The organism is Microbacterium soli (assembly GCF_039539005.1).
Taxonomy (GTDB): domain Bacteria; phylum Actinomycetota; class Actinomycetes; order Actinomycetales; family Microbacteriaceae; genus Microbacterium; species Microbacterium soli.
The window spans coordinates 791,063-805,505 of the sequence record NZ_BAABCP010000001.1; the positions used below are offsets into that span (position 1 = coordinate 791,063).

At 70.9% G+C, this 14,443-nt stretch carries 13 protein-coding genes; 3 read left to right on the forward strand and 10 right to left on the reverse strand.

Features of this window, described 5'->3' with window-relative positions:
* Positions 1-8: 8 nt before the first annotated feature.
* Positions 9-3,509 (reverse strand): DNA-directed RNA polymerase subunit beta, encoded by a 3,501-nt coding sequence (gene rpoB / locus ABD770_RS03655; protein ID WP_344818144.1) that lies wholly within the window; start codon positions 3,507-3,509, stop codon positions 9-11.
* Positions 3,510-3,842: 333 nt separating this feature from the next.
* On the opposite strand from rpoB, the gene ABD770_RS03660 reads away from it, so the two are divergent.
* From ABD770_RS03660 to ABD770_RS03670, 3 genes are all read left to right on the forward strand, one after another.
* Positions 3,843-4,712, forward strand: a complete 870-nt coding sequence (locus ABD770_RS03660) for a spermidine synthase (protein WP_344818145.1) — start codon at positions 3,843-3,845, stop codon at positions 4,710-4,712.
* Between the two features lie 154 nt (positions 4,713-4,866).
* A complete protein-coding gene (locus ABD770_RS03665; protein ID WP_344818146.1) occupies positions 4,867-5,397 on the forward strand; it encodes a hypothetical protein in 531 nt (176 codons plus the stop codon).
* An 87-nt stretch (positions 5,398-5,484) separates the two neighbouring features.
* On the forward strand, positions 5,485-5,973 hold the full coding sequence (locus ABD770_RS03670) for a SprT-like domain-containing protein (RefSeq protein WP_344818147.1): 489 nt from the start codon (positions 5,485-5,487) through the stop codon (positions 5,971-5,973).
* Between the two features lie 21 nt (positions 5,974-5,994).
* Here ABD770_RS03670 and ABD770_RS03675 read toward each other — a convergent pair whose 3' ends face one another.
* From ABD770_RS03675 to ABD770_RS03715, 9 genes are all read right to left on the reverse strand, one after another.
* Entirely contained in the window at positions 5,995-6,369 is a 375-nt protein-coding gene (locus ABD770_RS03675; protein ID WP_344818148.1) for a DUF3054 domain-containing protein, read from the reverse strand.
* A gap of 102 nt (positions 6,370-6,471) precedes the next feature.
* On the reverse strand, positions 6,472-7,134 hold the full coding sequence (locus tag ABD770_RS03680) for a 2-phosphosulfolactate phosphatase (protein WP_344818149.1): 663 nt from the start codon (positions 7,132-7,134) through the stop codon (positions 6,472-6,474).
* A gap of 25 nt (positions 7,135-7,159) precedes the next feature.
* Positions 7,160-8,668, reverse strand: a complete 1,509-nt coding sequence (locus tag ABD770_RS03685; protein ID WP_344818150.1) for an ABC transporter permease — start codon at positions 8,666-8,668, stop codon at positions 7,160-7,162.
* Complete coding sequence (locus ABD770_RS03690) at positions 8,665-9,426, reverse strand: ABC transporter ATP-binding protein (protein ID WP_344818151.1); 762 nt, start codon at positions 9,424-9,426, stop codon at positions 8,665-8,667. Before ABD770_RS03690 ends, ABD770_RS03685 begins: the two co-directional genes overlap by 4 nt.
* 91 nt (positions 9,427-9,517) lie before the next feature.
* Entirely contained in the window at positions 9,518-10,153 is a 636-nt protein-coding gene (locus ABD770_RS03695) for a response regulator (protein WP_344818152.1), read from the reverse strand.
* A 65-nt stretch (positions 10,154-10,218) separates the two neighbouring features.
* Positions 10,219-11,430, reverse strand: a complete 1,212-nt coding sequence (locus tag ABD770_RS03700) for a sensor histidine kinase (protein ID WP_344818153.1) — start codon at positions 11,428-11,430, stop codon at positions 10,219-10,221.
* A gap of 109 nt (positions 11,431-11,539) precedes the next feature.
* Positions 11,540-12,331, reverse strand: a complete 792-nt coding sequence (locus ABD770_RS03705) for a class I SAM-dependent methyltransferase (RefSeq protein ID WP_344818154.1) — start codon at positions 12,329-12,331, stop codon at positions 11,540-11,542.
* A 25-nt stretch (positions 12,332-12,356) separates the two neighbouring features.
* Entirely contained in the window at positions 12,357-13,478 is a 1,122-nt protein-coding gene (locus ABD770_RS03710) for an AMP-binding protein (RefSeq protein ID WP_344818155.1), read from the reverse strand.
* 10 nt (positions 13,479-13,488) lie between these two features.
* The gene (locus ABD770_RS03715) at positions 13,489-14,400 is read right to left on the reverse strand and encodes a 1,4-dihydroxy-2-naphthoyl-CoA synthase (RefSeq protein WP_344818156.1); all 912 of its coding nucleotides are present in this window, start codon (positions 14,398-14,400) and stop codon (positions 13,489-13,491) included.
* Between the last annotated feature and the right edge of the window lie 43 nt (positions 14,401-14,443).

Genomic DNA, 14,443 nt, shown 5'->3' on the forward strand with positions numbered 1-14,443 from the left:
AGCCGAGATCAGATCTCGTCGATCGATGCCGCTTCGAAACGGCTGGAGATGTTGATGCCGAGCTCCTCCGCGGCGCGGAAGGCCTCGTCATCGGTGTCTCGGAGGTTGACCGCGGTGCCGTCCGCCGAGAGCACCTCGACGTTCAGGCAGAGCGACTGCATCTCCTTCATGAGCACCTTGAAGGACTCGGGGATGCCGGGCTCCTGGATGTTCTCGCCCTTGACGATGGCCTCGTACACTTTGACGCGGCCGAGGATGTCGTCGGACTTGATGGTGAGCAGCTCCTGCAGCGCGTAGGCGGCGCCATAGGCCTCGAGCGCCCACACCTCCATCTCACCGAAGCGCTGACCGCCGAACTGCGCCTTGCCGCCGAGCGGCTGCTGGGTGATCATCGAGTACGGGCCCGTCGAACGCGCGTGGATCTTGTCGTCGACGAGGTGGTGCAGCTTCAGGATGTACATGTAGCCGACCGACACGGGCTCAGGGAACGGCTCGCCGGAGCGGCCGTCGAACAGCTGCGTCTTGCCGGAGCGGTCGATCAGGCGCACGCCGTCGCGGGTGGGGAGCGTCGAGTCCAGCAGGCCGGAGATCTCGCTCTCGCTGGCGCCGTCGAACACAGGGGTGGCGACCTTGGTGTTCGGGGGGACGTCGCGGGCGTCGTCGGCGAGCTGGGCGGCCCACTCCGGGTTCCCCTCGACCTTCCAGCCGGTCTTGGCGATCCACCCGAGGTGGGTCTCCAGCACCTGGCCGAAGTTCATGCGACCCGGGATGCCGAGCGGGTTGAGCACCACGTCGACGGGGGTTCCATCGGCGAGGAACGGCATGTCCTCGACCGGCAGGATCTTCGCGATGACGCCCTTGTTGCCGTGGCGGCCGGCGAGCTTGTCGCCCTCGGTGATCTTGCGCTTCTGGGCGATGTAGACCACGACACGGCGGTTGACGCCCGAGCCCAGCTCGTCGTCGCCCTCCTCGGCGTTGAACTCCTTGACGGCGATGATCGTGCCCTGCTCGCCGTGCGGCACCTTCAGCGAGGTGTCGCGGACCTCACGGCTCTTCTCGTTGAAGATCGCTCGCAGCAGGCGCTCCTCGGCGCTCAGCTCGGTCTCGCCCTTCGGTGTGACCTTGCCGACGAGGATGTCACCGGGACGGACCTCGGCCCCGATGCGGATGATGCCGCGCTCATCGAGGTCCTTCAGCAGCTCCGGGCTGACGTTGGGGAGGTCACGGGTGATCTCCTCCTTGCCGAGCTTGGTGTCGCGGGCGTCGACCTCGTACTCCTCGATGTGGATCGACGAGAGGGTGTCCTCCTTCACCAGCTCCTGGCTGAGGATGATGGCGTCCTCGAAGTTGTGACCCTCCCACGGCATGAACGCGACGAGAAGGTTCTTGCCGAGCGCGAGCTCGCCGTTGTCGGTGGCGGGACCGTCGGCGATGACCTCACCGACCTCGACGCGCTCACCGGCGCTGACGATCACACGCTGGTTGTAGGAGGTGCCCTGGTTCGAGCGGTCGAACTTGCGCAGGTGGTACTCCTGGGTGCCGCCCTCGTCGAGCATGACGACGACACGGTCCGCGGAGACCTCGCTGACCACACCGGCCTTCAGCGCGGTGACGACGTCACCGGCGTCGATGGCGGTGTAGCCCTCCATGCCGGTGCCGACCAGCGGCGCGTCCGAGCGCAGCAGCGGCACGGCCTGACGCTGCATGTTGGCGCCCATGAGCGCCCGCTGCGCGTCGTCGTGCTCGAGGAACGGCACGAGCGAGGTCGCGACCGACACCATCTGGCGCGGCGAGACGTCGATGTAGCCGATCTCCTCGGGCAGGAACAGGTCGACCTCGCCGGAGCCGCCGCGGGGGCGGGCCAGGACGGACTCCTCCAGGAAGCGGCCGTCGTCGTCCAGCGGAGCATTCGCCTGGGCGATGTTGAAGTCGGCCTCCTCGGCCGCCGTGAGGTACTCGATCTCATCGGTGACCCGGCCGTCGACGACGCGGCGGTACGGGGTCTCGATGAAGCCGAACGAGTTGATGCGCGCGAAGGTCGCCAGCGCACCGATCAGACCGATGTTCGGGCCTTCAGGAGTCTCGATGGGGCACATGCGGCCGTAGTGCGAGGGGTGCACGTCGCGGACCTCGACGCCGGCGCGGTCGCGGCTGAGGCCGCCCGGGCCGAGGGCCGACAGGCGGCGCTTGTTGGTCAGACCCGCGAGCGGGTTGTTCTGGTCCATGAACTGCGACAGCTGCGAGGTCCCGAAGAACTCCTTGATGGCCGCCACGACGGGACGCACATTGATCAGCGTCTGCGGGGTGATCGCCTCGATGTCCTGCGTGGTCATGCGCTCGCGGACCACGCGCTCCATGCGGGACAGACCGGTCCGGACCTGGTTCTGGATGAGCTCGCCGACGGCGCGGATGCGGCGGTTGCCGAAGTTGTCGATGTCGTCGGTGGCGATGCGGATCTGCGTCTTCTTGCCCGAGCGGATGCCCTCGAACGACTCGTCGCCGCGGTGCAGGCGCACCATGTACTTGATGGTCGCGACGATGTCCTCGACGGTCAGCACCGAGTCGGTCAGCGGAGCAGCCAGACCCAGCTTCTGGTTGATCTTGTAACGACCCACCTTGGCCAGGTCGTAGCGCTTCGGGTTGAAGTAGAAGTTGTCCAGCAGGGCGCGGGCGGCCTCGGCGGCCACCTGCTCGCCCGGACGCAGCTTGCGGTAGATGTCGCGCAGCGCGTCCTCCTTGGTGAGGATCGTGTCCTTGGACAGCGTGTCCTCGATGGAGGGGAAGCCGGCGAACTCCGCGAGGATCTCCTCGCTGGTCATGCCCAGTGCCTTCAGGAAGACCGTGACGGACTGCTTGCGCTTGCGGTCGATGCGCACGCCCACCTGGTCGCGCTTGTCGACCTCGAACTCGAGCCAGGCGCCGCGGCTGGGGATGATGCGGGCGGTGACGATGTCCTTGTCACTGGTCTTGTCGGGGGTCTTGTCGAAGTAGACGCCCGGGGAGCGCACGAGCTGCGAGACGACGACGCGCTCGGAGCCGTTGATGATGAACGTGCCCTTGTCGGTCTGCAGGGGGAAGTCGCCCATGAAGACCGTCTGCGTCTTGATCTCACCGGTGAGGTGGTTCATGAACTCGGCCTCGACGTACAGCGGGGCGGCGTAGGTCTTGCCGCGCTCCTTGCACTCCTCGATCGAGTACTTCTCGGGCTCGAGGTACGGGTTCGTGAACGAGAGCTGCATGGTCTCGCCCAGGTCCTCGATGGGGGAGATCTCCTCGAAGATCTCGCCCAGGCCGGAGACCTCGGCGACGTCGGTGCGGCCGGCCTTCTTCGCCTCGGCCAGTCTGGCCTTCCAGTCGTCGTTGCCGACGAGCCAGCCGAAGGACTCGGTCTGCAGCGCGAGCAGATCCGGTACTGTCAGCGTGTCGGAGATCTTGGCGAAGGAGAGGCGGGAGACTCCGCGTCCGTTCTTCTTGGTGGTGGATGTGGATGCGTTGCGAGCAGCAGCCAAGGGAGTAACCTCCGTGAGCCCGGGCAAGGGGCTGGTCGATTCCTGGACGTCGATGGAGTGCACGCTCGAGAACTCAACGATTGCCGACCACCATATGAGGGCACGGAGAAGCGAGCGCAACCACTAACTATAGGTGTGATGTTGCGACATGGCAAGTGCAGTCCTTGACCAACTCGCGAAGCTGCGGTAAAGGCATCCGCTCGGCGGCGGTTCCCGGCACCCCTGCGCCGACGGATGCCGCGGAGCTGTCGCGCGGGATCAGCGGCGTCGACCTGAACCAGAGCGCCTGCACCAGCCGGAGGTGACCGGCCGCCGCTGGGTAGGCTCGATGCCATGGGACGGTCACGGGCACGGGATACCGCGAATCCGCGGGCACGGCTCGACCACGGCGGCATCGCCGAGATCGTCCCGAGCGAGTTCACCAGTGGCTTCGAGCTCATCGTGGACGACACCCCGCAGTCGCACGTCGACCTGGACGACCCCACCCACCTGCATTTCGAGTACGTCGTGCGGATGGGCGCCGTGATCGATCAGCTCGGGGCCACGGCATCCGCTCCGCTGAGCGCCGTGCACCTGGGCGCCGGCGCTCTCACGATCCCCCGCTACATCGCCACGACCCGGCCCGGCTCCCGACAGCAGGTGATCGAGTGGGAGGCCCCGCTGGTCGAGCTGGTGCGCACGCACCTGCCTCTGCCGCGCGGCGCGGCCATCCGCATCCGGATCGGCGATGCGCGGGAGGGTCTGCAGCGCCTGCCGCCCGCCCTGCGCGGGAACTGCGACCTCGTCGTCTCGGACGTCTTCTCCGGTGCGCAGACGCCCGCGCACCTGACCAGCAGGGAGCTGTACCAGGAGGTCGCGGACCTGCTGGCGCCGTCCGGGGTGCTGCTGGTGAACGTGGCCGACGGTCCCGGGCTCGCCTTCGCACGCCGCCAGGTCGCGACCATCTCGTCGGTGTTCTCCGATGTCGCGGTGCTCGCCGACGCGCAGGTGCTCAAGGGGCGTCGCTTCGGCAACCTCGTCGTCGCGGCATCCGTCGCCGACCTGCCCGCGGAGTGGCTGCCGCGGGTGCTGGCCGCCGGGCCGCACCCGGCGAAGATGGCGCGCGGCGAGGAGGTCGTCGCGTTCTCGCGGGGTGCGTCGGTCGTGACGGATGCGGATGCCGTGGCCTCGCCCCGACCGGACGCCGGCCTGTTCCTGCGCTGAGGCCGGCGCCGACGGACGGGTCGGGTCGCGGGTCGACGTGCGCGAGCCCTGCGCGAAGACGCAGGCCGACTCCTGCGTCGAGGGCGTGGCTTCGGGAGGTTCGGCGTCCGGGGAGGCAGACTGGGACGACGGTCGCGGAGAGGAGCAGACAATCGTGAATTTGATCCATGGTTACGACCCCGAGACGCTCCGCGAGATCGTCGACGAGCGCGAGTGCACGATGCGGCTGGCCGAGCTCGAGAACCAGCGGAGTCTGCCGGTGCTGCTGGAGCGGGTGTGGCTGTTGAAGGTGCTGGGCCGGCTCGACGAGGCTCTGGAGACGGCGGAGGAGACCGTGCGCCAGGCGCGGATGGCCGGGACCCGCAAGAGCCTGCTGCGCGCACGCGTGCTGCACGCCACGGTGCTGCAGAATCGCGGCGCGCACGCCGCCGCCGCTCTGGAGCTCTCGCACTGCGCGAGCGAGGCGGAGGGGCAGGGCTGGGCGGCGATCGCCGCCTTCGCGTACCGCCATCAGGGGCGCAACGCGTATGAGGCCGGGGACTTCGAACGGGCGCGGGAGAGCTTCAAGCAGTCGCTGTTCCTGCGCCGTGAGGCCGGCGCCGACGACGCGGAGCTGGAGATCGCGCTGCGAGCGATCGAGACGGCGGAGCGCCGCGGTTCGACCGCACCCGGCGTGCTGGTCTGAACGCCGAATGCGGCCGCATTCCCCCGGACTGTCCGGGAGGGGCCGGCGGCGGGCGGTGATGTCGGTTCCGTGCTCTACTCTGATCTCATGGCCGATCTGAACCGTGTGCGCGTCTGGGCACAGGCGCTGATCGTCATGCATCTCGACGACTCGTGGACGTTCGACTTCGATCATGCCAAGCGCCGCGCGGGGCAGTGCGACCACCAGCGCAGGCGCATCACCGTCTCCCGCTATCTGGCGGCCCGGTTCGAGGACGACGAGATCCATCAGACGCTGCTGCACGAGGTGGCCCACGCCCTCGCCGGGCATGCCGCGGGTCACGGCCCCGAGTGGAAGCGCGTCGCGCGGGATCTCGGCTACGTGGGCGGCACCACGCATCACGGCGAGACGGCGACGGAGCTGGCGCCGTGGGTGGGCCGGTGCCCCGCCGGGCATGTCACCTACCGACATCGCCGGCCGTCCCGGGAGACCTCCTGCGCGATCTGCTCGCGCCGGTTCGACAGGAGCCACCTGTTCACCTGGACGCGTCGCGAGATCACGGCAGCGGATCGTCGGGCCGCACAGCTGCCCCGCTGACCCGCCGCCGCGGCACGCCGGTCAGGCGGTTCGGCGCGGCCCCCGGTAGCGGCGGATGAGAAGGGCGGCGAACCGCCAGCCGAGCAGGAGGGCCCCCAGCACGAGCGTCGCGACGACGATGAACGGCGTCTCGGCCGTGTCTCCCGTCACGACGCGCAGCAGCATCCCGCCCGCGACGGTCACGATCCACGCGATCGCACCCCACCCCGGTGACCAGGGCCTGCGGGGGCGCATCGGCACGAGGGCGGCGAGCGCGTGGCCGACGAGCAGGGCGATGAGGAAGGGCCAGGCCGTCACGGGGAAGCCCATCGGGTCCTCGCCGTGGGAGGCCCGCCCGACGACGGCGAACACGAGAACGAGGACGGCGTCGACGAGGAGGGCGGGAAGGTACCTCATGCTCCGACACTATGCGCATCCTGCACGCCGTGGCCATGACGCGCGGATGCGACCGCGGACGCCGACACGGATCTCCCGGCGCAGGGAGCAGGTGAGGACGCGTCAGACGAAGCGCTCGAACACACCGTCGCGCAGCACCGGCACGGCATCGACCGCATCGAGCTCCGCGGCCTCCTCGGCCGTGGCAGGGCGGATGCCCGATTCCCGCATCCGCGCGGTGGAGGCGACCCCGGCGGTCAGCTCGCGGCCCGAGCCACTCGCGACGATCATGTGCCGCAGCGCCCGGCGCAGGGACCGGAACGATTCCGCTGCGACGGCGCCGTCGGGCGCGCAGTGGTCGATCCCCAGGTCGGTCAGCGCCGAGATCACGGCACCCGCGCCCAGCTGGTCCTCGACGGCGAAGCGCAGCGCGCCCTCCGGCGTGCGCTCGCCCGCGGCGATGACCGCGACCGAGGTGCGCTCCGCCCGCCGCTCCTGCACGGCCATGACCGCGCGGGCCGTCGCCGCCGCGTTGCGGATGCCGCCGACCAGCACCACGGCTCCGCCATCGGCGACGGACGCCGCGACCGCCGCGCCGTCGGCGGACCAGTCCCCGGCATCCGTCAGGGCGACCCGGCCACCGTCGGCGACGATGTCGGCGATCGTCGACGAGAACCGCAGCACGTCGACGATCACGACGACGTCGGCGGGGGCGAGGCGGGCCAGGCCCTCCGCACCCCACTCGACACGGACCTGGTAGTACGACTGATCGAACGGCGACGACATCCCTCCAGCCTATGTCCGACCCGGCTCAGACGGCGGCGAGGGCCTCCACGGGAGCGACGCGCGTGGCCAGCCGAGTGGGCGTCACGGCGGCGAGCGCGGTCAGCACGGCCGTCGCGACGACGATCACCGCCACCGGGCCCCACGGCACCGCGGGGAGCACGAATCCGGCGGGCTCGAAGTCGGGGGGCAGCCGGATCGAGCCCAGCAGCGACTGCGCGGCGATCCAGCCGTACAGGTTGCCCACGACGAGGCCGGTCAGCGTCGCGGCGACCGTGATGTGCACGGCCTCCAGCAGCACCATCCTGCGCACCTGCCTCGCGGTCAGCCCGATCGCCCGCAGCAGTCCCAGCTCGCGGGTGCGCTGCACGACCCCGATCGTGAGCAGGTTGACGAGCCCCACACCGGCGATCACCGCCGACACCGCGACGAGCACCATCATGACCGTCACGAAGGCGTCGATGGGGGCGAACATCTCGGCCGGAACCCCCTCCGTCCCTCTCACCAACAGGGCTTTGACGGACTGCAGCGCGACGGCGAACATCGTCACCAGTGCGACGCCCATCACCACGCCGATGGTCATCCGACTGGAGCGCTCCGGGTGGCGCAGCGCGTTCTCGGCGGCGAGCCGGGCCGTGGCGCCGCGTCCGAACATCCGGCCCACCAGGCGCAGCACCGGCGGCATGACCCGGTCGGCCCCGATGACCAGCCCCGTGAACGACAGCACACCGCCGAAGAACGCCACCACGACGCCCAGCGGCAGGTACAGCCCGATCAGCACGCCCCCTGCCAGCAGCGCCGACCCCAGCACCAGCATCACGAGCGACGCGATGCGGGCGCCACGCCGCGTCGAGACCTCCTCACGGGTGCGCTCGACGGATCCGCCCAGCGCCTCCAGCGGAGTCACGGTCAGCACCCGCCGCGAGCCGACATGCGCCGCCAGCCACGTGGTCAGCGCCACCCCGACGGCGGGGGCGAGGATGCCCGGGGTGAAGAGCGTGAACTCGTCCGGGGTGAGCGCCAGCATCCGCTCCCCCGCCACGACGCCCAGCCCCGACACGCCCAGCCCGACCCCCAGACCGATCACGGCCCCGATCAGGCCGACGACGAAGCCCTGACCGGCGACCTCCGCGCGCTGCGCGCGGGCGGAGGCCCCGATCAGCCGCAGGAGCGCGATGCGGCGCATGCGGCCGGTGATGATCGTGGCGAAGGTGTTCGCGGTCACCATGGCCGCCACGTACATCGCCACCCCCACCAGCAGCACGGTGAGGATGCTCACCACGAGCGCCAGCGTCTCGCTGTCGCCCAGGAACGGATCGGCCTGCAGCGCGCCGCCGATGTACCCGGTGACCTCGACGAGGATCACGCCGAAGGCCGCGGTGAGGGCGGCGACGAGGATGGTGGCGCCCATGCCCCGCTCGCGCAGCCAGGACAGCCGCGATGCCCAGGTCGGCTGGGAGGCGCGGGCGGGCTCGACCGTGCGGGTCGGCTCAGCCGTGCGGATGCCCGCAGCCGGGCGATCCGAGACGCCGGTCATGCCGCCACCTCCGCCGCCAGCATGTGCGCGGCGATCTGCTCGGCACTGCGTCGTGGATGGTCCGCGGTGATCCGCCCGTCGCCCAGGAACAGCACGCGGTCGGCGTAGCTGGCGGCGACGGGGTCATGGGTGACCATCGCGATCGACTGGCCCTGCTCACGACTGGCGTCGGAGAGCAGCTGGAGCACCTCGCGTCCGCTGCGGGAGTCGAGGTTGCCCGTCGGCTCATCGGCGAACACCAGGTCCGGTGCGGTGGCCAGCGCCCGTGCGATGGCCACCCGCTGCTGCTGGCCGCCGGACAGCTCGTGCGGGCGGTGATGCAGCCGTGACTCCAGCCCCAGCCGCTCGACGAGGCCGTCGATGCGGGCGCGCTCGATCGCGCTCGGGCGCCGCCCGTCCAGCTCGAACGGCAATCGGATGTTGCCGATGGCGTCCAGGGTCGGAACGAGATTGAACGCCTGGAAGATGAAGCCCACGCGCCGTCGGCGCAGGATGGTCATCTCCAGGTCGTCGAGGCCTGTGATCTCCGTGTCGCCGATCCAGGCCCGTCCCTGCGTGGGCGCGTCCAGCCCTGCCATGATGTGCATGAGCGTCGACTTCCCCGACCCGGACGGCCCCATGATCGCGGTGAACTGGCCGCGACGGATGCCGACGCTCACGTCGTCGAGCGCGCGCACGGTCGACGCTCCCGACCCGTAGGACTTGGTGAGGTGCTGGACACGGGCGGCGAGCCCGAGGTCCGAGGTGGTGATCTCCATGCCTTCGACGCTATGGCCGGCTCCCGGCGCCGCACATCGCCCGTCGGATGCATCCGCAGTACATCTGCAGGATGATCCGCGCGGATGCGTCTCAGACGAGCCCGTGCTCGAAGGCGAACACCACCAGCTGCACGCGGTCGCGCAGGGCCAGCTTGGCGAGGATACGACTGATGTGCGTCTTCACGGTCGCTTCGCTGAGGTACTCGCGCGCCGCGATCTCGGAGTTCGACAGTCCGCGCGCGGCGAGCTCGAAGATCTCCCGCTCCCGGTCGGTGAGGTCGGAGAACTCCGCGGGCACCGGCGTGGTCTCGGTGGTGAAATGCGCGAACAGCTCGCGGGTGGCGGATGCCGCGATCACGCTCGCCCCGGAAACGACCGTGCGGATCGCCGCGAGCAGGAACTCGGGCTCGGCGTCCTTGAGAAGGAATCCGCTGGCGCCCTGCTGGATCGCCCGGGCGGCGGCCTCGTCGAGGTCGAAGGTCGTCAGCATCACGATGTGCGGGGCCTGCGGGAGCTTCAGCAGCTCGGCCGTGGCGGTCAACCCGTCCATGACCGGCATCCGGATGTCCATCAGCACGACATCCGGACAGGTGCGTCCGATGACCTCGAGCGCCTCGCGCCCATCACCCGCCTCTCCGACGACATCCATGTCGGGCTGGGAGGACACGAGCATGCGGACGCCTGCGCGGAACAGCGCCTGATCGTCGACGAGCACGATCCTGATCATCCCGACCTCCAGGTCATCGACTACGCATCCATCTTCGCGTGTCGAGGGCCGTGCGACGTACGCGATTACCGCATCGCATCCGCGGGCCCCGGTGACGGCGCCCCGACCGGCAGCGTCGCCTGCACGAGGAACCATCCCGCGTCCCGGCTCGTCGTCAGCGAGCCGCCGACCAGCTGCGCCCGCTCGCGCATCCCCACCAGCCCGTGACCGCCCGCGGAGCCCGTCCTGCCCTCCGCGATCCTGTTGCGCACCTCCACGTCGACGCGGTCGGCCCACCAGGACAGGCGCACGTCGACATCACCCTCGCCGTGGCGCAGGGCGTTGGTCAGCGCCTCCTGCAGAATGCGGTAGACGGCGAGCTGGATCGCGCTCGGCGGTTCGCCCGGCGGCATCGGGTCGACGGTGATCCGCGGCTCGACTCCGGACTGCCGCACGTGTTCGAACAGCGTCTCCAGGTCGGCGAGGGTCGGCTGCGGCCCGTCGCCCTGACGATGACGCAGCTGGGTCAGCAGCATCCGGACGTCGGAGAGCGCGGAGCGCGCGGTCTGCGCGATCGTGGACATGGCCTCCTGCGCGAGCTCGGGCTTCGTGGCGGCCGCGTACCGCGCGCCGTCGGCCTGCGCGATGACGACGGCCAGCGAATGCGCGACGATGTCGTGCATGTCGCGCGCGATGCGCACGCGCTCGGCCTCCTCCGCGGCGGTGGCCTCCGCCCGCAGCTGGGCCTCGTGCGTGCGCCGGCCGTGCAGCACCAGCCGCCACAGCAGGCCCGCGCTCCACGACATCGCCAGCGAGAGCACGACGACGGTGGCGACCAGCGCGCCGACGGCCAGCAGCCGCAGCGGGTACTCCCCGTCGACGACGAATACGTCGCGCTGCATCACCGCCACGTAGATCCCGGCGATGAGCCCGCCGCCGAACGCCGAGGCGCCGCCGATCCAGAGCAGGCGCCGGGTGCCCCAGGCCGCCGTCGCGAACAGCACGACGAACACCGCGACATCGATGGGCGAGGGCCACAGCCCACCCGCCATCTGCAGGATCGCACCCAGCCAGGCCACCGCCAGCGCGATCGGCGGGGAGAGCCTCGCGATCGCCGCCGCGCCCCACAGCACGACCGCCACGAGGAGGTGGAACACGACCGCGACGCTCCCGCCGACGACCCACGAACCGGCGCTGCCGGCGACGATGAGCAGGCTCAGCGGCAGGGTCAGCAGCAGCCCCAGCACACTGCCGATGATGTCGAGCACGAGCTGGTAGGGCTTGAGCGGGCGGATCACGCCACCACGCTACGGGAACGCCCGGCACCCCGGCATCCGCCTGCGGATGTATCCCGGTGCCCCGCAGGCCGCCCCGGCGCCGATCAGCAGCCGAACCGCCCTGCGCCTCTCAGGCGCGGCAGAGGATCTCTCCGTGCGGGATGAGGAACCAGCCGTCGCCGTCGGCCGCCCAGGCACGCCAGGCGTCGCTGAGGCGCTGCAGGTCGGCATCCGTCGCCATCCCGGATGCCGTGAGCTGCCGTGCCAGAGCGGACTCGACGACGCGATCGGCCCACAGGCCGCCCCACCAGTCGCGCTCCTCGGGCGTCGTGTAGCACCAGACGGATGCCGTGGCCGTGACGTCCGTGAAACCCGCCGCCCTCGCCCAGCCGAGCAGGCGACGCCCGGCATCCGGCTCACCGCCGTTGGCCCGTGCGGCCTCCCGGTACAGCCGAAGCCACTCGTCCAACTCGGGGAGCAGGGGGTACCAGATGAAGCCCGCATAGTCGGCGTCGCGCACCGCGACCAGGCCGCCGGGCCGGGTGACCCGCCGCACCTCGCGCAGCGCCTGCACGGGGTCGCCGACGTGCTGCAGCACCTGGTGCGCGTGCACGATGTCGAAGCCGTCGTCGGCGAAGCTCAGCGCGTGCACGTCCTCCACGGAGAAGTCGATGTTGGCCGCACCCTGTTCGGCGGCGAGCGCCTGCGACAGCCGCAGCGCCTCGTCGGAGATCTCCGTGGCGGTCACGTGGGCGACGCGGCTCGCGAAGTCCACCGTGATGGTGCCGGGGCCCGCCCCGACGTCGAGCAGTCGCGCATCGGCGGTGAGGTGCTCGGCGAGGTACGCCGCGGAGTTGTCGATCGTGCGGTTGCGGTGCGAGCGCAGCACCGAATCGTGATGCCCATGCGTGTAGATCGCCATGCGGGTCAGCCTAGGCGCTGCCGCGTCAGGGCTCCCGCAGCATCCGGCGCAGCGCCTCGCGGTCGGGCTTGCCGGATGCCAGCATCGGCACCTCCGGAACGACGACGAGGCGGGACGGACGGGCGGGTCGGCCGATCTCGTCCGCCACGCGCTCGCGCACGGCCTCCCACAGCGACTCGTGAACGGGGGGCGCCGTGACGACGACGGATGCCTCCCCCCAACGCTCATCCGGCACACCGACGACCACCGCGTGCTCCAGCCCCGGGATGCCGTGCACCGCGCGTTCGACCCGGTCGAGCGACACGTTGACGCCGCCGGAGACGATGACGTTGTCGATGCGCCCGGTGACGCGGAGGGACCCGTCATCGGAGACGACGCCGGTGTCGCCGGTGCGATACCAGCGCACACCCGCCTCATCGGCCGGGAACGCGCTCGCGGTCAGCGCCGCATCCCCCAGGTAGCCGGTGGCCAGGTGCGCGCCCGCGATGCGGATCTCCCCGCCGACCTCCTGCAGGCGCACCCCATCGAGCGGGACGCCGTCGTACACGCATCCGCCGCCGGTCTCGCTCGAGCCGTAGGTGCGCACGATCCTCGCGCCCGCCTCGTGAGCCCGCCGTGCCAGCACCGCCGGCAGGGCCTGCCCGCCGACGAGGACCGTCCGGTAGGACACCAGCGCGTCACGGATGCCGGGGTCGTGCTCGGCGGCATCCAGCAGCGTCGACAGCTGCGCGGGGACGAGGGAGACGTACCGGTCGGCGTCGGACCGCAGCCGCCCGGTGGCGCGCCGGAACGCCTCCGCCGTGAACCGCCCCTCCAGCAGCACGGGGGCGCGTCCGGCCAGCAGCGAGCGGCCGATCACCTGAACCCCGGCGATGTACCCGGCGGGCAGGGCGAGCATCCACTGCCCGGCCCCGATGCGCTGCGCCGTCGCGGCCGCGCTCGCCCGCAGCGCTTCGGCGCTGAGGATGACCCGCTTGGGGATGCCGGACGACCCGGACGTCGCGATGACCACGGCGGTCCCGTCGGGAACCTCGTTGCCGGGTTCCGGGGCGAACCCGAGCGCCAGCGGTCGGGCGCCGTCGAGGGCCGCCGGCAGTGCTTCGAGCACCGCACGCGGGTCGCCGCCGTCGATCGGATGCAGCCTCATCGCCGCACCCTCAGAAGTGGTAGGGGAACGACGACCAGTCGGGGTCGCGCTTCTGCAGGAACGCGTCGCGGCCCTCCACGGCCTCATCGGTGCCGTAGGCCAGGCGCGTGGCCTCGCCCGCGAACACCTGCTGGCCCACCATCCCGTCGTCCACCGCGTTGAAGGCGAACTTCAGCATCCGGATCGCCGTGGGCGACTTCGTCAGCACCGTGCGCGCCATCCTCAGCGCCTCGCGCTCGAGCTCGGCGTGCGGCACCACGCGGTTCACGGCGCCCATCTCGTACGCGCGCTGCGCGGAGTACTCCTCGGCGAGGAAGAACACCTCGCGCGCGAACTTCTGGCCGGTCTGGCGGGCCATGTACGCGGAGCCGTACCCGGCGTCGAAGCTGCCGACGTCCGCGTCGGTCTGCTTGAACCGGGCATGCTCGGCGCTCGCGATGGTCAGGTCGCACACGACGTGCAGCGAGTGCCCGCCACCGGCCGCCCACCCGGGGACGACGGCGATGACGACCTTGGGCATGAAGCGGATCAGCCGCTGCACTTCGAGGATGTGCAGCCTTCCGGCACGCGCCGGATCCTGCACCGATGTCGCGGAGTCGGAGTACTTGTACCCGTCACGGCCGCGGATGCGCTGGTCGCCTCCCGAGCAGAACGCCCAGCCGCCGTCCTTCGGGCTGGGGCCGTTGCCGGTGAGCAGCACGGCGCCGATGCGGGGATCCTGCCGGGCGACATCGAGCGCCCGATAGAGCTCGTCGACCGTGTGCGGGCGGAAGGCGTTGCGCACCTCGGGCCGGTCGAACGCGATGCGCGCGACGCCGCCGTCGCGCGAGACGTGCGCGGTGATGTCGGTGTACTCCTCGGCGCCGGGCGCGGGCGCCCACTCGGCGGGGTCGAAGATGTCGGAGACGAAGTCGGCGGTCACGGGATCCAGCCTATTCCGGCCCGCTCGAAGGTGCGGTGAGCCG